The organism is Halobacillus sp. Marseille-Q1614, from assembly GCF_902809865.1.
In the GTDB taxonomy this organism is placed as follows: domain Bacteria; phylum Bacillota; class Bacilli; order Bacillales; family Halobacillaceae; genus Halobacillus_A.
The window spans coordinates 2,218,983-2,238,961 of sequence record NZ_CADDWH010000001.1 but is presented as its reverse complement, the minus strand read 5'-3'; the positions used below and the strand labels follow the sequence as shown (position 1 = coordinate 2,238,961).

Below are 19,979 nucleotides of genomic sequence, written 5' to 3'. Positions count from 1 at the left end.
CTACAATAAGGTTAATTTAATAGCACCAAACAGGTCCTAAAAGGGAAGCTTTTAAGGTAAAAGGGGGAAGTTGGTGAAAGTCCAACAGGGTCCCGCCACTGTAAGCATTCTAAGGTTTTAGAATGTAAGTCAGGATGCCTGCCTGTTTGCTGAGAAAGTTCACCCTTCGAGGAAAGGGGCTTTTAAGTACGTGGAATACCTGTGGTTTATATTCTGCCTATTTAGATAAACACCTTTCCTTTTAGGAAGGTGTTTTTTTATGTTTATATATCGTTATGGATACAGGAGGAGATTCTATGAAAAAGAAACAGGGATTGACACTCGTTTTTACCGGAAATGGTAAAGGAAAGACGACAGCTGCGACGGGGCTTGCTGTCCGCGCATTAGGACATGATCAAACGGTGAAAATGCTGCAATTCATCAAATCACCGAGGCGTCCATATGGGGAAAGAAAATCCCTGCAGAAGCTGGGGGCTGAAATTGTGCAGCTTGGCGAAGGGTTCACCTGGACGAAAACACCGGAAATCCACCGGGCAGCCTTAAAGAAGGCCTGGGCTGTCGCCAAAGAAACGGTCATGTCCGGGGACTATGATGTGGTCATCCTCGATGAACTAAACAATGCCCTTGCGATTGATTCTTTTCCAGTCGATGATGTGCTGCCGCTTGATGAAGTGATTGAACTGATCAACAATAGGCCGGAGCATGTCCATCTTGTGATCACTGGAAGGAACGCTGCGGAAGAGGTGAAGGAAGCGGCTGATCTGGTCTCTGTCATTAATGTTGAAAAGCATTATTATGATGAAGGAATTCCAGCCGTGCGTGGTGTTGAGTTTTGACTTCCCGCCGTCTCGTTCTTGCAGGAGTATCCAGTGGTGTCGGCAAGACAAGCATTACGATCGGCTTGATGGCGGCCTTCATGAAAAAAGGGTTCACGGTCCAGGGCTTCAAATGCGGTCCCGACTACATTGATCCCTCTTATCATACTGCTGTAACCAACCGGCCTTCACGCAACCTGGATAGCTGGATGCTTCCTAAAGAAGTCGTAAAAGAAGTTTATGTCAAGGGCAGTGAGGGGGCGGACATTTCCATTATCGAGGGTGTCATGGGCTTTTATGATGGAAAGTCGCCGACTTCCAATCAAGGATCGACAGCAGAGCTGAGTGTCGTTTTGGATGCACCGACGTTTCTGATTGTCGACTGCTCTGCAATGGCACGAAGCGCTGCTGCCATCGTCAAAGGATTCCAGGTGCTGGATCCTGAGGTTAACATTGCCGGTGTTATCGCTAATAAAGTCGGAAGCAAAGGACATTACGAGCTGATTAAGGAAGCCGTGGAACAGGAATGCGGCATACCAGTCTGTGGCTATCTGTTAAAAAACAAAAACATCGAGATGCCTGAGCGGCACCTCGGGCTGGTGCCTTCGATCGAGCGAGGGGAACTGGATGAGCAGCTGGCGCAGCTGGGGGATGCGGTGGCGGAGACCATCGACGTTGAACGAATTTATCAAATCAGTAAGCGTCCTCCATTGAATGCTGAGCCGTCCTTGTTCCAACGAAAGGCATCGATTGACGTTAAGGTAGCGGTAGCCCGTGATGAAGCCTTTAATTTCTATTACCCGGAAAATCTTGAGCTAATCGAGGCTTATGGAGCAGAAATTCTATACTTCTCTCCCGTAAAGGGAGAAGTGCTTCCTTCTGAAGCAGATGGATTGTATTTGGGCGGCGGCTTTCCGGAACAGTTTGCTGAAAAGCTGGCGGAAAATAATGAGGTGAAGCATTCAATTGCAGAACGAATAGAAAAAGGGATGCCGGTTTTAGCGGAATGCGGCGGACTGATGTATTTATCCGAATCTATCACTACCATCGATGGAAATACTTACCCGATGGCAGGAGTGCTTAAGGGGAAAACGGAGATGCAGGCGAAACTTGCAGCGCTGGGCTACCGGGAGATTTCTGGTCTTGAGAACAACTATTTGTTTAATGATGGAATGGAAGTCCGCGGGCATGAGTTCCATTATTCCACCTTCAAGCCGGCTGTAGAACTGCCTGGTGCATATCGTGTGAGCAGCCGGTTTGGAACAGGAGAAGAAGGGTTTCTTTATAAAAATGTCATTGCTGGTTATACGCATATCCATTTTGCTTCTAACCCACTTGTATTGAAGAACTTTTTGCAGAAATGCAAGGAGGAACAGCGTAATGGTTGATAAAAAGGCAGTTCCCCTCATGGTCCAAGGTACCCATTCCGATGCAGGCAAAAGCATTCTCGTCACCGCTTTGTGCCGGATATTTACCGAGGATGGCTATCAGACGGCACCCTATAAGTCTCAGAATATGGCCTTGAATTCCTACATAACCGTAGACGGAAAAGAGATCGGACGTGCCCAGGGGGTTCAGGTCGAAGCAGCCGGGATTCCGGCTGTTACCGACATGAATCCGATCTTGATCAAGCCGAACCGTGACCTTGATGCCCAGATCGTCATCCATGGAAAACCGGTGTCGAACATGAAAGCCAGTACCTACCGTTCTGATTTTTATGAAACAGCCAAAAGAGTGATCACAGAGTCTTACTTCCGTCTTGCTGGAACTTATGATCGGATTGTTATCGAAGGGGCCGGCAGTCCGGCTGAGGTTAACCTGAACGACCGCGAGCTCGTTAATATGAGCGTAGCCCAAATGGCAGATGCGCCTGTCATCCTGGTCGGGGACATTGATAAAGGCGGGGTGTTCGCCAGTCTGGTAGGGACGCTCCAGCTGCTCGCGGAAGAAGACCGCCCTCGTGTAATTGGTGTGATCATCAATAAATTCCGCGGTGACAAAACGCTTCTTGATCCCGGGCTGGAATGGTTTGAGGAATACACGGGAAAACCGGTGCTCGGGGTCATTCCGTACATAAACGACCTCCATATCGACGCTGAAGATTCTCTAAGCCTGAATCAATATACACGGAATCAGAACAATGACAAATCGATCGACATTGCCGTCATCGAATATCCGAAGATTTCTAATTTCACCGATATCGACCCGTTCCTTATCGAGCCTGATTGTCATATCCGATTTGTCAGGGATGGTGAGGATCTTAGGCAGCCGGATGTGATCATTTTACCTGGCAGTAAAAATACGATCGAGGATCTCATTTTTCTAAAAGAAAGAGGACTGGATCAAGCGATTGCTGCGGCTCAAAAGCAAGGAGCATCCGTGTTCGGGATTTGCGGCGGCTATCAAATGTCAGGCATGCGGGTGAAGGATCCGCACCAGGTCGAAACCAGCTTGGAAGAAGTTCAGGGGCTGGGACTGCTCCCGATCGAAACAAGGCTTGCAAGGAATAAAACAACGGTCCGTTCAAGCGGTACAGTCGCAATGAATGGCCGCATTCTCCCTGTAACTGGCTATGAAATCCATATGGGCACAACGATTGCCACGGAGGATGCAGAAGTTTTTATAAGCATGGACGGGCAGACCGATGGAACTAAAAAAGGAAATGTGATGGGAACTTATTTTCATGGAATTTTTCATAATGATGAGTTCCGGACCGAATTCTTGAACTTGGTGCGAAAGAAAAAGGGGCTCGCTCCACTCCCGGTGGCAGCTTCGTTCCGGGAGCATCAGGAGCAGGAATTTGATCGGCTGGCCGAGCATGTACGAAAAGCTGTGGATATCCCGAAGCTTTATGAGCAAATCAATAAATTCATGACAGCCGGAGGAATGAGATGAATAGACAAATACAGAAGCTGATTCAATCGATTGAACCGATCCACCAGGAGCGAATGGGAGAAACAGAAGCCTATTTGGATACGTTGACTAAGCCGCCGGGAAGCTTAGGGAGGCTTGAGGACATTGCGGTGAGATTATCAGGAATCACAGGCCAGGAGGCACCGCCGGTTTCCCCGCCTGGAATTCTTGTGTTTGCCGGGGATCACGGAATTGTAGAAGAAGGTGTATCTGCTTTTCCACAGGAAGTGACCGTACAAATGATCCGGAATTTTCTAGAAGGCGGGGCGGCGATCAATGTGTTTGCCCGGAAGATTGGTGCCGAGCTTCAAGTGGTCGATGTAGGCGCAGTGAGTGAGATACAGAATGAACGGTTAGTTTCCAGGAAAATAGCTGCCGGAACACGGAATTTTTTAAAAACAGATGCGATGACAAAGCAGCAGGCGCACGCAGCTTTACTCGCGGGAATCGAATCTGCGGAAGAGATGATTGCCCGGGGAATAAAATGCCTCATCTTAGGCGAAATGGGTATCGGAAACACCACCCCTGCAAGTGCCATAGTTTCGGTGCTGACTGGATGCAGTGTCGAGAAGGCAGTCGGCTATGGCACCGGGATATCTGATGATAAGAAGCTCCATAAAAAGTCAGTTATAGAAGAAGCGGTAAGGCTTCGTGACCCTGACCGTACGGATCCTATCGACGTGCTCAAAAAACTGGGCGGATTTGAAATTGCTGCCATTTCAGGGGCGATTCTGGCAGCAGGAAAAGCAAGAATTCCTGTCATCATCGATGGTCTTATCTGTACATCAGGTGCGATGGTCGCCTGCCGGCTGAATGCCAATATCAAAGATTATCTGATGGCAGGACACGTATCTCTAGAGCCTGGCCACCGAATTGCTCTTGAGGACATAGGTCTTGAACCGCTGTTAGATCTTGAGCTGAAGCTTGGGGAAGGAACCGGGGCAGCACTTGCATTTCCCCTTCTTGAGGCAGCGGTCAGAATGCGGAATGAAATGGCTACTTTTGATTCTGCCAGAGTCACGAATAAGGGACGGCCCATTCAGTGAATTTCACAGGATATAACCATACAAAAAAACTAAATAGTTTAAACAGCAGGTTCTTGGACATGTAAACGGGAAGGAAAAGCTCTTACGGTGATACGAAAAAGCCGGGAGACCTGCCTGCTGTTCTTAAGAAAGTCGGATTCTTCGGGGAAAAGGTTAAGCTTTAGGTACCGTCTTCATACATATACCGTACCGTTCTTATTGCTTAATTTTCCTTTTCCCCAGGAGCAGGCGTGTGTTTTGTTGCTAATAAAGAGGAGAGTGTTTTAAAGATGACGGTAAGTAAATCAAAAGGGTTATTATTATCTGTCCTTCTGGCAGTTATGATGGCTGTAATGCTTGGCTGCGGAGCAGCGGAAGAAGGAAGCGAAAACCAGGAAAGTGCAAATGAAACGGAAAACGAAAGCGGAGAAAAACAAGGGGAAGAATCAGGTAGAGCCTTCCCTGTCACTATTGAGGATGGCTCGGGAGAGAAGGTTGAGATAGAATCTGAACCGGAAAGTATCGTATCGGTGCTTGCAAGCAATACCGAGATCGCCTTTGCCCTTGGTCACGGAGATAAAGTGATTGGTGTATCCGATTCCTGTAATTATCCTAAAGAGACAAAATCGATCGAAAAGGTCGGAGGCCAGGAAATGAATGCAGAAAAGATTCTGTCGATGATGCCTGACATGGTACTTGTATCCCCATACCACCACGAAAACCACGCTGACATCCTGAATCAATTCAAGCAAGCAGGCATCGATGTCGTAGTCGTGGATGATGCGAATTCGTTCGAGGCTGTGTATGACAATATCCGTCTTGTAGGAAAAGCAACAGGCAGTTCCGAAAAAGCGGAGGAACTAGTGAAAGACATGGAAACACGTTTAGCTGAAGTAAAAGACAAAGGAAAACAAGTGGAAGAAAAGAAAGAGGTCTGGGTAGAAGTGGCCCCTGCTCCTGACATTTTCACCACAGGTACAGACACTTTTATGAATGAAATGCTCGAAGCCATCAATGCGAGTAACGCAGCCGCGGATGAACAGGGATGGGTCAAATTCACGGAAGAAGAAGCGGTGACCCTGGACCCTGAAGTCATCATCACTACGTACGGTTATTATGTGGAAAATCCAGAAGAAGAGGTTTTGAACCGCGACGGGTGGAGCGAAGTGCCTGCTGTCAAAAATGAGCAAGTATACGATGTAGACAATGATACCGTTACTAGACCGGGACCGCGCTTAATTGATGGAGTTGAGAGACTTGGAGAACTCATTTATCCGGAAGTTTTTAGTGAATAAAACAGTTTGGCTGTACTTAGTCAGTGGAGGGTTTGTACTTAGTACAGCCCTTCTTGGTTTATTTGTCAGCAGTGTTGCTTTTCCACTGTCTGCAATCCTTGATGTGCTTTCTGTAAAAATGTTCGGTACAGCTATCTTCGGCGGGGAAGCCGTTGATAATATCGAAGTTATCATCTGGGAAATACGTTTGCCGCGTGTATTGTTAGCGTTATTCGTCGGTGCATCTTTATCGGTAGCGGGAGCTTCTTTTCAGGGTCTCCTCAGGAACCCTCTGGCCGATCCATATACAATTGGTGTTTCCTCTGGGGCGGCACTTGGAGCAGTGGCCGTCCTTTACTTTCAAATAACCATCGCTTTTTTGGGCAGTTATACGCTGCCGGTCATTGCCATCCTCGGCGGTTTCATCACGATGATGGGCGTTTTTATTATCACCAGGCTGGCAAGCCGTGACTTAAATATCGAGACGATCATTCTGGCTGGAATTATAATCAGTGCGTTCATCGGCGCGGTTATTTCCCTGATTATCGCGCTCAGCGATCGGGAAGATATGCGCCAGATCCTCTACTGGTTGATGGGGAACATCGGCATGAGAGGCTGGGAACATGTACAGCTGATCGTTCCATTCTTCATCGTTGGTGTTCTCCTCCTGTTATCACGAGCCTCTGATCTCAATGCTTTTGCACTTGGTGAGGAATCTGCGGGGCACTTAGGTGTGAATGTCCAGGGAGGGAAAGTGATGATTTTAGTCGGGGCATCATTACTGACAGGTGCATCTGTGGCCGTTTCCGGATCTATAGGTTTCGTCGGCCTCGTTATTCCTCATTTCGTCCGGCTCATTACTGGTCCGGACCACAAGCATGTCCTGCCATTATCGATCCTGACAGGTGGAGGTTTTCTTGTTCTCGCCGATTTGATTTCGAGGACGCTCATCGCACCGAAGGAACTGCCAATCGGGGTTATCACTGCACTGATTGGCGCACCGATTTTTGCTTTATTATTGATTCGTGAACGTATGAGGAGGGGGTGAACAAATGATTGAAGTGCGGGGCATATCAGGCGGATACCAGAACAAAGATATTCTTAAAGGCATAGACCTTACAATTGAAGAAGGTGACTTTTTCGCCTTGATCGGACCAAATGGGAGTGGAAAGACGACACTTCTGAGGCTGATGACTGGAGCTTTAGAACCTTCAAGGGGAACAGTCCAGGTTTTAGGGAAGTCTATCCAATCGTATTCTTCGAGAAAAAAAGCAGAAACAATGGCTGTGCTCGCCCAGACCTCCCATGTGGAATTTGATTTTTCGGTAGAAGAAATTGTGATGCTTGGCCGCTATCCCCACCAGAAGGGTCTGATCAAGCATATCTCCCGGAGGGATAAGGAAATCGTCTCAGAAGTCATGAGGCAGACGGAAGTCTACCAATATCGCAGGAAACCCTTCAAGTGGCTGAGCGGAGGTGAAAAGCAGCGAGTGCTATTGGCGAAAGCTCTTGCCCAGGAACCGAAGATCCTGTTTTTAGACGAGCCGACCAATCATCTGGACGTCAAGCATACCGTCGAGATGCTGCAGCATTTAAAGGAGCACCAGGCCAACCGCCGGATGACGATCATCTCCATTTTGCATGATTTGAACACGGCAGCCTTATTCGCAAATAAATTTGGCGCCCTCCATAAAGGACGGCTTGTGAAAAAGGGTGACCTTTCCGTATTGAAAAATGAATCCTTACTGCAAAAGGTGTATGAAGTGGATATTAAACATCACAGCCATCCTACCCTCGCGAAACCGCAGCTGCTTGTCGCTCCACAGGAAATGAAACATAACAATCCTCATTCACTGGAGGCAGCAATCGACGAAAATGATCACCGTATCCATATTACGTTTCCACGGCCGCTCCGGGTTCTTTCCAATGCTGTTGTAGGAGAAGGATTTCAGTGGCTCAGCCATTTTTGTAATTTTCATGTACCCAAAAATTACAACTGTTCACACCCGGCAGACGATATTCTTAAGTGGCTGAAGGAAGAGGACATTTCTGCGGGTGAAACACTGGGGATGATGACCGCGGTGAAGCTCACCGATAAAGCGTTCGTTAAGGAAAAAATCCAGGATACTGATATTTTCACTGTCGTAACAGCAGGGGTTTCCAACGCGTTGGATATTTCGAAAGATCATTCACTAAATGAAGCATGGCAGATCGGCACCGTAAATATCATGGTTTTCCTCGATGCTCATTTGACAGACGGAGCCTTCGTCAATGCGGTACAGTCCGCAACAGAGGCGAAAACCAAGGCATTTGCTGACCTGGAGGTGATCGATCCGGCTGCAGATAGTATAGCGACCGGTACATCGACAGACAGCATCGCAATTGCCGCTGCTCAGAACGGCAAGCCCACTCCGTATGCAGGCTCGGGAACCCGGGTCGGCAAGGCAATTGGACAAAGTGTTTATCGCGCTGTTACGGAAGCAATAGAAAATTACTGGAAGAGAACGGGCAAATAAATGGGCTGTTTTGAATCTCATCTATTTCTCATTATGGCAGCGATAATTCTGGACCTGCTGATCGGAGACCCGAAATTTTTCCCCCACCCTGTCGTGTTGATCGGTAAAATCATTTCATTCTTGGATGAAAAGTGGAATAAAGGGGCCCGGCTGAGGGCAAAGGGATTCTTGCTGCTGACTGTCATAATTGCTATGACTACCTTGATTACAGCAGCGGCTGTCTATCTGGCGGGGCAATTGTCTTTCTGGGCAGCAGCTGTGCTTGAAGTCTACTTTATATCATCGACAATAGCTATCAAAGGCCTGCAGCAAGCGGGAGAAGAAGTAGAGAAGCCTTTACGTGACGGGGATATGGAGACAGCGCGTGAGAAGCTTAGCTATATCGTCGGGCGTGATACAAAACACCTGCCTGAATCAGAAGTCGTCCGCGGCACCGTAGAGACAGTCGCAGAGAATACGGTCGATGGCATCATCGCTCCGTTGTTTTGGGCATTGATCGGAGGTGCCCCTCTGACAATGGCCTACCGGGCCGTGAACACACTTGATTCGATGGTCGGTTATAAAAATGACAGGTACGAAAACTTTGGATTTGCTTCCGCCCGGTTTGATGATTTTCTAAACTGGATACCCGCTAGAATTACCGCCATTTGTATGTGGCTTGCTGCCTGGCTGCGGCCGGGGTTCAATAAAACGGCTGCTTATCGGATTACGCTTCGTGATGCCAGCAAGCACCCAAGTCCGAACAGCGGCTGGCCGGAGGCAATGACAGCTGGATTGCTTGGTGTCCAGCTCGGCGGTGTTAATACATATAAAGGGGTAGTATCCAACCGTAGTAAAATCGGCAATACGTTAACAGCACTGAAAGCGGAGCATATCCACCAGTCGATCGTGATCATGCACGGCGGATGGGGTGTGTTTGTATTAATTTCTATGTTATTGCTATGGCTAATATAAGGAGGAGAAAAGAATGGTACTGCCAGCCCATGGGGGTCAGCCCCGACGCATCATTGCTTCTTTTAATATAGAGGAGAAAGGGAGAGTCTATGATTTCAGCGCTAATATAAATCCCCTGGGACCGCCTGCCTGGCTGTCCGCGCGCCTTCCTCAGCTTATGGAAGAGGTGGAGCATTATCCCGACCCCTCCTATTTGGAAGCAAATTCCTCCCTTGCACGACAAGAAGGTGTGGATAAGGAACAGGTCCTTTTGACGAATGGCGGAGCAGAAGCGATTTTTCTAACGGCACAGCTTTTCCAAGGCCGAACAGCGTTGATCATTGATCCGACGTTTTCGGAGTACGAGCGGGCATGTCAGGCATTTGACGTTACGGTTACACGTCTCACACTTGATGATAGGTTTTATTTTCCAGTCGATGAGATGGTCCAAGTATTGCCTGAGGTGGATGTGGTGTTTCTATGCCGGCCGAATAATCCCACGGGAAGTGTTCTGCCGATCAACGATGTGGAGTATCTGTTGAAGCTTGGTTTAAAGACCGGCACGACAATCGTGGTTGATGAAGCGTTCGTGCATTTCTTAATGGATGAGGAGGCCTCGGTTCAATGGCTGCTTGCTGCCTATTCAAACTTGATCATCCTTCGGTCATTGACGAAGATATTTGCACTGCCAGGCCTTCGGGCTGGCTATGTGATGGCATCAGAAAACTGTATAAAGAAGCTGCAGTCAAAGCAGCCTACATGGAGTGTCAATGGAATCACGGCGGCTTTACTGCCTGCGCTGCTGACAGATGAAGAGTATATGAAGGAAACGAAAAAATGGCTGGACGGGGAACTGGGGAAGCTGGCTGAAAAGCTGACGTCACTTGATTTTACACATACTATCTCGAGCATCAACTTTTATTTGCTGAGGGATGAAGCCCGCCCTCAGGATATGGACGAGCTGTTTCGGTTTTTAGTTGAACATCATATCATTCCCCGGCATACCGATAATTTTCTCGGATTGAACGGTCAATATCTGAGGCTCGCTGTCCGGTCTTCTGAGGAAAATGATCACCTCCTCCACGTGCTTAGAAAATGGAGGGAACAGAAGTGCTGACGTTTATCTCAGGCGGGGCCCGTTGTGGAAAGAGCAGTTTTGCAGAAAAGCAGGCACTGGCAAGCTGTCACAGCCAAAAGAATGGAAAGCTGTATTATGTAGCTACTTCCATGACCTCAGATGAAGAAATGGAAGCTCGCATTTCTCGTCACCGATTGGAAAGAGGAGAAGAGTGGCAGACTATCGAGGCGCCTGCCGAGGTGCAGGCCGCATTAGAAAAAATAGAACAAGGAAGTACGGTGTTGATCGATTGCCTGACGGTATGGCTCAGTAATAAGCTTTTCATTAACCAGTCTGGATGGAAAGAAATATTCCAGGAAGTCAGCAGCTGGACAGCGATAGCCAGGCAGCAGCAATTGCACCTCTATATTGTTTCCAATGATCTCAATGAAGGGATCCCTTCGGACATGGATAGTGTTAAATCCTATGTCTATATGCTGGAACAGCTGCACCAGTGTGTAATCACAGCAGCAGATGAAGTTTATCAAGTGATTGCAGGAATTCCTGAGAAGTGGAAGGGTGGTTGAATGAAAGGATTTGGTTATGGACTTGTGCTGGCCTTGCAGTTTCTGACACGGCTCCCGATGCCGGTCACGGTACCGTGGGAAAAATCTGTATTAAAGGGGGCATTGAAGTCTTTTTGTTTAATAGGTTTTTTAATAGGTTTTCTTGTTATAGCTGTTTTCTCCCTTGTGGATACGTGGCTGCCGGGATGGTTTGCAGCACTTGTCCTGCTGTCGATCTGGGTGGTTTTAACAGGGGGACTGCACCTTGATGGTTTGATGGATGTAGCGGATGCCGCCGGTTCTCATGCTCCCTTAGAAAAGAAGTGGGAGATCATGAAGGATCCCCACATCGGCAGTTTCGCTATGCTTACTCTTATCTTTCATCTCTTATGGAAACTGGCCCTGATTTATGGGGTGCTGATCGATACAGCGTTTGATTTTCAGCTGGCAGCTGGCCTGTTTCTGCTGATTCCCGCATGCAGCAGGTTTGTTGCCATATTACTGTTACGAACCACAAGGACGGCTAAGCAGGAAGGGCTGGCATTTACATGGCAGCAGCACTTGACCACTGGAGATATAGTTGTCGGATTTCTTCCTATCTTCGTTTTCGTTGGATTTTTGCCGGCAGCCTGGTTCCTCCTGGTCGGGTATGCGATTTTTTTTATTTTTATCAGAAGGTGGTACCTTAATAAATTCAAGGGACTCAATGGTGATATGCTTGGGGCGGCAATTGAAGGAGGAGAGCTATGGGGACTCTTGATTCTGTACATATATACTTTGTCCGCCACGGGATGACGAAGTGGAACAAGGAAAAACGCTACCTCGGTCATACGGACCAGCAGCTCATGACTGACAAGCCCACGGACCTGTTTCCTTTAAAACAGTATTTATCTGAGATATCGATTGATCGGATTTTTACGAGCGACCTGTGCCGCTGCTTGGAAACTTCCGCATATCTTTTGCCCGATCAGCAGGCATGTGCCGAGCCGAGGCTGCGTGAAATGGATTTCGGCGACTGGGAGGGAAAGACGCATCACGAACTCCAGAATGATCCTTCCTATAAGTGCTGGATCAATCAGTGGCAGACGTCAGCACCGCCAAATGGGGAACACTATCAATCTTTCAGAAGCCGGGTCAGATCAGCCTTAGATGAATTGCTGGAGACTAATGAGAGGAAAAATGTTTTAATGGTGACCCATGGTGGAGTGATACGGGAAATTATGAACAGGTATATACAGGGTCTGTCATTTAAAGATACAAAAATTACCCATGGACAAGGTGCGCGATTGATATTCAACCAGGATGGAGGTGACTGGAGATGCAGCTCGTGGTCGGTGGTGCCTATGCTGGGAAAAGAAAATGGGTGAGGGAGAAGTTCTATGACGCTCAATGGTTTTCAGCGTATGATAATCAACCATTAGCGCAATGGGAACAAATATATGAAAACAGCAGTTCTTCGATTGTCATTGAAGGATGGGAAGTCTGGGTCAGACAGGAATGGGAAAAAGTCAAAGAGCTGGAACCTGTCAGAAAGCACTTTGAATCTATCATTGCCGATATGAAAATTATTGAAAAACAGAGAAAGCAGCCAATCGTATTGATCATGCTGGAAGTCGGGCGTGGCATTGTACCGGTCGACAAGGATGAACGGGCATGGCGTGATTTATGCGGCTGGGTTCTCCAAAATGCCGCTGCTTTATCGGAAGAAGTCCATTATTGCTGGCACGGTCTTTCAAGGCAGTTGAAATAAGATGGAGATTTGTTTTGTCAGGCATGGAGAAACAGACTGGAATGTGGAAGGCAGACTGCAGGGGCATACGCCGACATCCCTCAACGAGACAGGGATTTGTCAATCCAGGCAGTGTGCGGAACGGTTAGCCGGGGAAGCCTGGGACTTGATTGTCAGCAGTCCGTTACAAAGATCGAAGGAATCGGCTGATATCCTTTCCTCTTATTTAGCTGTCCCCTGGATCGTCTCCAATGGCTTTTCAGAGATTGATTATGGGAGTTGGAATGGAGAAAAGCGGCAGAATTTAATGGGGAATTCCTCGTTTTCAAAATGGTACAGCGTAGAAATTAGAAAGATAGAGAAACGCATATGGGGAGATCTGGATAATCTCTCAAATACCTTTAAAAATAAGCGCGTCATTGTGGTCACTCATGGACTAGTCATTCAACGGATAGAAAAAAGGTTCAGCAAAAATTCCCTGACGAACCAGGGTATTATCTCTAACGGCAGTTTTATAAACATCAAGCTATAACATCTATCTCTATTCTTCTGATCCACTCATACAGTCAGAAAAATCCTTGGAAGCCTACAAGCAAGAGGTTCAATCCAATTTTACAATCTGCCAAAAAATTCTAAATATACAACTTGAGAATCACTATTGGAAGCTCAGAAAAGTTAGTCGATTTTTTGACGGTTAGGTGTAAATCATTTATAAAAGAAGGGGTAGAGAATATAATGGGGTCAAGCCTATTGGGCTGACATCTTACAGGTGGAAAGTAGGGAGAAGAGAATTAAATTACGAAATTTCGTGGAACATTCACTGTTTTCACAGATCATTTTAGCTATTATTTTAATTAATGCCGTTCTCATTGGCCTATCAACCAATGCATCGATTTATGAAAGCTATCAACCGACCTTTGAGTTACTGGATATTTTCATTTTATCTATCTTTACCGTAGAAATCGTTTTGAAGATAATCGTTTACCGTAAGGACTTCTTTAAAGATGGATGGAATATCTTTGATTTCACGATTGTGTTTGGAAGCTTAGTATTGTATAACACTCATTTTGTTGGGGTTTTGCGGATATTACGAGTGTTGCGTGTACTCCGCACGATCTCCGTCGTCCCTTCCTTAAGACGGTTAACCACTGCTTTGTTTATGGCGATACCAGCAATCGGTTCTGTTATCGTACTTATGGGAATCATTTTTTATGTCTATGCGATCATTGGTACGAATTTTTTTGGGCAGATTACACCGGAATATTTCGGTAATGTTGGATTAAGTGCTTTAACCTTATTCCAGGTTTTTACCCTTGAAAGCTGGGCGAGTGGCGTATTTCGTCCGATATTTAGCGAAGCATCCTGGTCATGGCTGTACTTTGTATCTTTTATAGTTGTATCAACCTTTATTATCTTAAATTTAATTGTCGGGGAAATCGTTAATAATGCCCAGCAGCTCTCAGAACATTCAAAGGAAGAGAGCGAATCTATGGAAAAGATCATGAAAGAGCTGGATGAACTCAAGCTTATGATTAGAGAACAGGATACGAAACGAGAAAAAGAAAGCAATTCACGTTAGGCTTATGTATGCAGAAAGAAGCTTATTTTATATAAGCTCTCAGGCTGTCGAGAAAGTTCTCGACAGCCTGTTTTTTCCTAATTCCAAGGAGCGAGGACCCTTCCACTCCTGCGGAAGAACGAGTGAACCGAGATCGCCGAGCGTGGGTTTTGCGAGGAAGCTCGGGCGCTCGTCCGCGGAAAGGGAAGGGTACCTTCGTTCCTGGCGGCAAGAAAAGAGTTTATATAAAATAAGCTCTTTTCTAAGGCTTCATGTAAATAACGATGGAGACTTAAGTATTTTTGGGAAGTTTTAGAAAAAACGGAGACGGGAACTCTCTTAACACGCTATGATTTTAAGGGAGGAAGAATATATGAGCAAAACGATTTTTATTACCGGTGCAGGAAGCGGATTAGGCAAAGGAACAGCGATTGGTTTAGCTAAAAAAGGCCACCGCGTGATTGCGGCGGTTGAAATAATTTCACAGATTACAAGTTTACGTGAAGCAGCTTCAGAAGCGGGCGTTGAGCTCGAAGTCATTAAATTAGATATAAGGAGCGAGCGTGACCAGCAGTTAATTGCTGAGTATGACTATGATGTTTTTGTAGCCAATGCAGCTATCGGCGAAGGCGGTCCGATTGCCGAAATTCCAGTAGACCGTGTTCGGGACGTATATGAAACCAACGTATTTAGTACGCTCGAAAATGCTCAGATTGCGGCGAAGAAGTTCGTGGACAAGAAACAGGGCAAAATTATTTTTCTAAGCTCCATAGTCGGCATTGTCGGTATGCCTTACCTTGGAGCATATGTATCCTCTAAGCATGCGGTCGAAGCGATTGCGAAGACGATGAAAGCCGAGCTTGAAGAATTCGGTGTACAGGTGGCTACGATTAATCCAGGACCATTTGAAACTGGTTTTAATGACCGTATGTTTGAAGAGAAGCACAAATGGTATGACGAAGATAAGAACTTCACGCCAAGAGAATCGATTGCTGAAACCGAGAAAATTCTCGACCAACAGTATGATCCACAGGATATGATTGATAAGATGGTGGAAGTTATCGAAGCTGATCATCACGCTTACCGCACGGCGTATCCACAGGAAGCAGAGGATATGATGAAAGAGGAAGAGAAGAAAAACTGGGAAGCGAAAGTATAGATTAATACAGGAAAAGGCCCCAGCTAAAGGAAAAACTTCCTTTAGCTGGGGTTTTTTATTTTATAACCACTCTGCCTGCTTTAGTCCCCGTGCGATTCGCCGGTAAAGTTTCTTTATCCCGCCATGTACTACATTGAGCATGCTCCATAAATTCCGTCTTGATATGTTGAAGCTGGGGGTTCCTAGTAGATGAAACAGATCCAACGGCAACAGAAAAAGCTGTTGAGCACTTAATGTTTAACGATATTAACGTATCTGAGGCTAAGAAAGGCTTCACATATGATGGAGTATCCTACCCTGAAGGAACTTATATCGTCGACATGAGCCAGGCAAAAGCAGGACTTGCGAATACGATGCTGTGGGATGGCGAAGACATTACGAACATAACCCCGGCCATGTACGACATTTCTGCGTGGAACTTACCTGAGCTGTGGGGCTTTGAAGCCTTAGAGATAGATGCTGAGAGTTCGTTTAACGTAAAAACACAAGACGTGAAGAACGTAACAGCTGCCGGTGAATTAGTCGGCGACGGTCCTTATGTGGTTCCGAACTCCTCTGTAAAATCTGTTAATCTAGTAAATACGTTGGTAGAGCGTGGATTTGAAGTAAAAAGAGATGAAGGTCAATTTTATTTAGAAACGAGCAAAACTCCTGAGCTGAGAAAGCTTGTGGAAGAGTCAGGTATTACTGTCGAAACAGTAGAAAGTATTAGTGGTGACACAGTCACAGCCCAAAAAGTAACGATCCTTAAAGATGGCGGCATGAATAAAGGACAGTCTCACGCAGGCACTCTTTTAGCTCTTGAGCGCTTAGGATTTGATGTGAAAGAAATAACACCAAGACAGCTTGCTGAAGAAGGTCTTGGAGATACAGATGTTTTCTTTTACAGCGGCACTTCACGCCTGATTTCTTATAATAATTCACAAGCAAACGCCGAGTTTGGACTTGAAAATGAAAGTCAATATGACGCCTTTAAGGAAAACGTCCATTCCTTTGTTAAGAGCGGCGGCAAGTATATTGCCGTTGGCGCCGGTGCTTCCGATGCTGCCAAACAGCTTGAATTAACTAATGTGAAGGTTAATAAAGGGTACTCCAACAGTAATGGCATCGTAAGGGTTGACTATGGTTCCACTCCATTAACTTCCGGTTACGAAGCTGTAGATTATGGGTTTGTTTTTCAGCCTGTCTGGTATAGTGAGGTTGAAGGAGCAGACGTACACGCATCCTTTATAAACAGTGATGATTTCTTTGTGGCAGGTCACTGGGAAAACCGTTCAGATGCACAAGGTCAGCCAGTGATTGTAAAAGAACAGGACGAGGATGTTACAATGATTGGTCTAGAAGCTGGTTTCCGTGATCACACCGACTATTTATTCCGTTTGTTCTCTAATGCTATATACACTAAATAAATTGAATAGACCATGCTTTTTACATTTAATTCCGGCGAAGCGAGTGGTATTCGCTCCGAGGAAGATAAAAAATAAAACCCTTACCTTTAAGGCAAGGGTTTTATTTTATTTCAACCATACGTAATAAATAATTGGCAAAAGACTCGGCGATTTCATCACCTGATTGCGGCCCTTCATCATTGTACCATTGCAGGATCCAATTCAAGGCTCCTAAGATGATGAAACGAACCATACGTATATCAATGTTTTCGTCGAAATCTCCTTTTTCTATGCCCTCTTTTAAAATCTCATCGAAATAGTGAGCATACTTTTTTCTTTGCTGTAAAGCACTTTCCAAGTGGCCGCCGGTAAAGTTCTGGTTAGGCTTATCCATCATCATGAACATAGACTTCTCGCTGGTTGCCAGTAAAACATGGGATTTAACAGCTTTTTTCAGTTTTTCGCTAGGATTCAAATCACTATGTACCGCATCCTCTATTTTTTCTATACTCATTCCCATGATCATTTGATGACATTGGTAAAGGAGGTCATCTTTATTTTTAAAATAATAATACATCGACCCTTTGGTCATAAGCAGATTGGCCGCAACGTCTTCCATCGTAGTGCCGTGAAAGCCCTTGTCGGCAAGGACGACAGCTGCTGACCTCAATATTTCTTCCTTTTTCTTCGCAGCTTTTTTCTCTCGTAAAGACATGCAGGTTCCTCCTAAGGATAGATGTTCAAATTTTGAACATCTCTTTATTTTTATACTAGTTGTTTAAATATTAGGTTAAATATTCTGAAAAATCAACTGTAGTTCTTCAGTTCAAGTATAAAATTTAAACAATTATTCAAAAAATAAATATATTGTATAAAAATCTGAAAATTGATATTATTGGACATGGAAGCGCTGTCAATAATTAGCAGTCTGGAAAGGAGAGGTATGCTGTGTCCTTGCCTCTTGATGGTATTCGTATTTTAGATTTAACTAGATTATTGCCCGGGCCATATTGTTCTTTATTGCTGGCCGACTTTGGAGCAGATGTTATCAAGGTTGAAGCTCCTGATGTGGGGGACTATGCGAGGTGGAACGATCCTAAGATAGGGGATCAGAGCGCGTTGTTTCTTTCGTTAAACCGAAACAAACGAAGTGTCACCCTTAATCTTAAAGACAAAAAAGATCAGGGAATATTTATCGAATTAGTGAAGACGGCGGATGTGCTGATTGAATCTTTTCGACCCGGCGTGATGGAACGTCTCGATCTCGGTTACGATGTATTGAAAAAAAGTAATCCACAATTAATTTATTGTGCGATCACAGGATATGGGCAGACAGGACCGTATGCTTATGAACCGGGCCATGATTTGAATTTTCTCAGCTATTCCGGTCTTTTGCATCTGCAAGGGCAGCCAAACGGCAAGCCACTGATTCCCTCCGTTCAAATTGGAGATATAGGCGGAGGATCACTGATGGCTGCGGTCGGTATTTTACTATCGATTATTGATGGTCAAAAGTCAGGGAAGGGCCAATTTGTTGATATCTCGATGTTAGATGGAGCGGTTTCTTGGATGCAGACCATTCTCCCAGATAGTTGGGCAGATCCTGATCAAACTCCAGGTCGCGGGGAGCTGACATTAAACGGTGGAAAAGCCTGTTATGAAGTATATCGCACAAAAGACCACCGGTATCTTTCGGTAGGCGCATTGGAATTCAAGTTTTGGAAGAACTTCTGTGAAGTGATCGGGAAGAAAGAACTTATTGAAAAGCTTGAGGTGCCAGTTGAACAGCAGCGTTCGATGAAAATTGAAATAGAGGAAATCATCGGGCAGAAAACTTTGAAAGAATGGATGATTCTCTTTGAAGGGATTGATGCCTGTGTTTCTCCTGTACTCACCCCCAAAGAAGTGATGGACCATGAACAAATTAAAGAGCGAAATATGATTGAAGAGGTTACCCATCCTAAGCTGGGTCCGATGAAACAGATCAATAATCCGATCAAGCTGACAGGTAAGAAGCTAAGCCTGAGGCGCCAGCCGCCTGGCCTTGGCGAACATAATGAAGAAATCTTTGAGGAACTAGGCTATGTGAAACATGATGAACACAAATAGCAGTACGAAAGGAGTAAATATATGAAAATTCAAGAATCAATTGCTGTTGTTACTGGAGGAGCCTCTGGACTAGGAGAAGGTACTGTCAGAAATATTGTAAGCAGAGAAGGGAAAGCGGCCATTCTGGATTTGTCTGAAGAGAAGGGCCGGCAGCTAGAGGAAGAGCTGGGGAAGAATGTCGTCTTTATTAAAACAGATGTAACCAGTGAAGAGGAAGTGAAAAAGGCATTGGATGGAGCCGTTGAAAGATTTGGCAGCTTCAATACATTGGTGAACTGTGCCGGGATAGGTTTAGGTGAAAAAACAGTCAGCCGGGGAGAACCGCATGACTATGATACCTTTAAAAAAGTTATTCAGGTTAATCTCTTAGGCACGTTCAATGTTATTCGTCTAGCCGCAGTGAGATTAGTCGATCTGCCAGCTAATGAAGAAGGTGAAAGAGGAGTCATTATTAATACGGCTTCCGTTGCAGCTTACGAAGGTCAAATTGGCCAGGCTGCCTATAGTGCTTCCAAAGGCGGTGTCGTTGGTATGACACTTCCGATTGCCCGGGACTTGGCCAAAAGTGGAATTCGCGTCGTCACCATCGCTCCAGGACTCATTGAAACACCTCTGTTCGGTAGTCTTTCAGAAAAAGCCAGAACAGCCTTGGAAGCACAAATACCGTTCCCTTCCCGATTAGGACGTCCTTCTGAATATGCTCAATTGGCCCAGTCTATTATTGAAAATGTCATGTTGAATGGGGAAACCATTCGTTTAGATGGTGCGATTCGCATGTCTCCTAAATAAGTCGATGGTTTACCTTTGTTTTATAAGTAATAAGGAAGTGAAACGATGATTGAATTCCAGAGATCTAAACAGCTGCAAAAAGCCCCGGCATGTGGAGTTCGTTGCAGAATTACCGCGCAACGCAGCAGGGAAGATTTTGAAAACAGAA

Annotated in this window: 20 protein-coding genes and 1 riboswitch; of the genes, 19 read left to right on the top strand and 1 reads right to left on the bottom strand. The window is 45.7% G+C overall.

From position 1 onward, the window contains the following. Positions 1–14 precede the first annotated feature (14 nt). A riboswitch (cobalamin riboswitch) is annotated at positions 15–161 on the top strand. A 135-nt stretch (positions 162–296) separates the two neighbouring features. The 17 genes from HUS26_RS11300 (at position 297) to HUS26_RS11220 (ending at position 16,954) form a co-directional block, all read left to right on the top strand. After that, entirely contained in the window at positions 297–836 is a 540-nt protein-coding gene (locus HUS26_RS11300) for a cob(I)yrinic acid a,c-diamide adenosyltransferase (RefSeq protein WP_173917248.1), read from the top strand. Beyond that, positions 833–2,203: a cobyrinate a,c-diamide synthase gene (locus HUS26_RS11295; RefSeq protein WP_173917247.1), complete on the top strand. Its 1,371-nt coding sequence runs from the start codon at positions 833–835 to the stop codon at positions 2,201–2,203. The genes HUS26_RS11300 and HUS26_RS11295 overlap by 4 nt, the downstream gene beginning before the upstream one ends. After that, entirely contained in the window at positions 2,196–3,710 is a 1,515-nt protein-coding gene (locus HUS26_RS11290; RefSeq protein ID WP_173917246.1) for a cobyric acid synthase, read from the top strand. Before HUS26_RS11295 ends, HUS26_RS11290 begins: the two co-directional genes overlap by 8 nt. Continuing rightward, positions 3,707–4,774, top strand: a complete 1,068-nt coding sequence (gene cobT / locus HUS26_RS11285) for a nicotinate-nucleotide--dimethylbenzimidazole phosphoribosyltransferase (RefSeq protein WP_173917245.1) — start codon at positions 3,707–3,709, stop codon at positions 4,772–4,774. Before HUS26_RS11290 ends, cobT begins: the two co-directional genes overlap by 4 nt. Positions 4,775–5,043: 269 nt before the next feature. Next, a complete protein-coding gene (locus HUS26_RS11280) occupies positions 5,044–6,048 on the top strand; it encodes an ABC transporter substrate-binding protein (RefSeq protein WP_173917244.1) in 1,005 nt (334 codons plus the stop codon). Next, entirely contained in the window at positions 6,011–7,075 is a 1,065-nt protein-coding gene (locus tag HUS26_RS11275; protein ID WP_173917243.1) for an iron ABC transporter permease, read from the top strand. The genes HUS26_RS11280 and HUS26_RS11275 overlap by 38 nt, the downstream gene beginning before the upstream one ends. 4 nt (positions 7,076–7,079) lie before the next feature. Continuing rightward, on the top strand, positions 7,080–8,543 hold the full coding sequence (locus HUS26_RS11270; RefSeq protein ID WP_173917242.1) for an adenosylcobinamide amidohydrolase: 1,464 nt from the start codon (positions 7,080–7,082) through the stop codon (positions 8,541–8,543). Continuing rightward, a complete protein-coding gene (cbiB, locus tag HUS26_RS11265; RefSeq protein ID WP_173917241.1) occupies positions 8,544–9,497 on the top strand; it encodes an adenosylcobinamide-phosphate synthase CbiB in 954 nt (317 codons plus the stop codon). Positions 9,498–9,510: 13 nt separating this feature from the next. Further along, on the top strand, positions 9,511–10,593 hold the full coding sequence (cobD, locus tag HUS26_RS11260; RefSeq protein WP_173917240.1) for a threonine-phosphate decarboxylase CobD: 1,083 nt from the start codon (positions 9,511–9,513) through the stop codon (positions 10,591–10,593). Beyond that, entirely contained in the window at positions 10,587–11,120 is a 534-nt protein-coding gene (locus HUS26_RS11255) for a bifunctional adenosylcobinamide kinase/adenosylcobinamide-phosphate guanylyltransferase (protein WP_173917239.1), read from the top strand. The genes cobD and HUS26_RS11255 overlap by 7 nt, the downstream gene beginning before the upstream one ends. After that, on the top strand, positions 11,121–11,894 hold the full coding sequence (gene cobS, locus HUS26_RS11250) for an adenosylcobinamide-GDP ribazoletransferase (RefSeq protein WP_173917238.1): 774 nt from the start codon (positions 11,121–11,123) through the stop codon (positions 11,892–11,894). Further along, positions 11,846–12,466 (top strand): histidine phosphatase family protein, encoded by a 621-nt coding sequence (locus tag HUS26_RS11245; protein WP_173917237.1) that lies wholly within the window; start codon positions 11,846–11,848, stop codon positions 12,464–12,466. The genes cobS and HUS26_RS11245 overlap by 49 nt, the downstream gene beginning before the upstream one ends. Further along, positions 12,418–12,849 carry a bifunctional adenosylcobinamide kinase/adenosylcobinamide-phosphate guanylyltransferase gene (locus HUS26_RS11240; RefSeq protein ID WP_173917236.1) on the top strand — a complete coding sequence of 144 codons (432 nt, stop codon included), beginning with the start codon at positions 12,418–12,420 and terminating at the stop codon, positions 12,847–12,849. The genes HUS26_RS11245 and HUS26_RS11240 overlap by 49 nt, the downstream gene beginning before the upstream one ends. A 1-nt stretch (position 12,850) precedes the next feature. After that, on the top strand, positions 12,851–13,360 hold the full coding sequence (locus HUS26_RS11235) for a histidine phosphatase family protein (protein WP_173917235.1): 510 nt from the start codon (positions 12,851–12,853) through the stop codon (positions 13,358–13,360). Positions 13,361–13,636: 276 nt separating this feature from the next. Further along, the gene (locus HUS26_RS11230) at positions 13,637–14,407 is read left to right on the top strand and encodes an ion transporter (RefSeq protein ID WP_254434181.1); all 771 of its coding nucleotides are present in this window, start codon (positions 13,637–13,639) and stop codon (positions 14,405–14,407) included. Positions 14,408–14,759: 352 nt separating this feature from the next. Continuing rightward, positions 14,760–15,545 (top strand): SDR family oxidoreductase, encoded by a 786-nt coding sequence (locus HUS26_RS11225; RefSeq protein ID WP_173917233.1) that lies wholly within the window; start codon positions 14,760–14,762, stop codon positions 15,543–15,545. Positions 15,546–15,778: 233 nt separating this feature from the next. Continuing rightward, positions 15,779–16,954 carry a hypothetical protein gene (locus tag HUS26_RS11220; protein ID WP_173917232.1) on the top strand — a complete coding sequence of 392 codons (1,176 nt, stop codon included), beginning with the start codon at positions 15,779–15,781 and terminating at the stop codon, positions 16,952–16,954. Positions 16,955–17,054: 100 nt separating this feature from the next. On the opposite strand, the gene HUS26_RS11215 is transcribed toward HUS26_RS11220, so the two are convergent. Next, positions 17,055–17,648 (bottom strand): TetR/AcrR family transcriptional regulator, encoded by a 594-nt coding sequence (locus HUS26_RS11215; protein WP_173917231.1) that lies wholly within the window; start codon positions 17,646–17,648, stop codon positions 17,055–17,057. Between the two features lie 233 nt (positions 17,649–17,881). Between HUS26_RS11215 and HUS26_RS11210 the strand changes: the two genes are divergently transcribed. Beyond that, complete coding sequence (locus tag HUS26_RS11210; RefSeq protein WP_254434180.1) at positions 17,882–19,042, top strand: CaiB/BaiF CoA-transferase family protein; 1,161 nt, start codon at positions 17,882–17,884, stop codon at positions 19,040–19,042. 21 nt (positions 19,043–19,063) lie between these two features. Continuing rightward, on the top strand, positions 19,064–19,831 hold the full coding sequence (locus HUS26_RS11205) for a 3-hydroxyacyl-CoA dehydrogenase (RefSeq protein ID WP_173917230.1): 768 nt from the start codon (positions 19,064–19,066) through the stop codon (positions 19,829–19,831). Positions 19,832–19,979 lie beyond the last annotated feature (148 nt).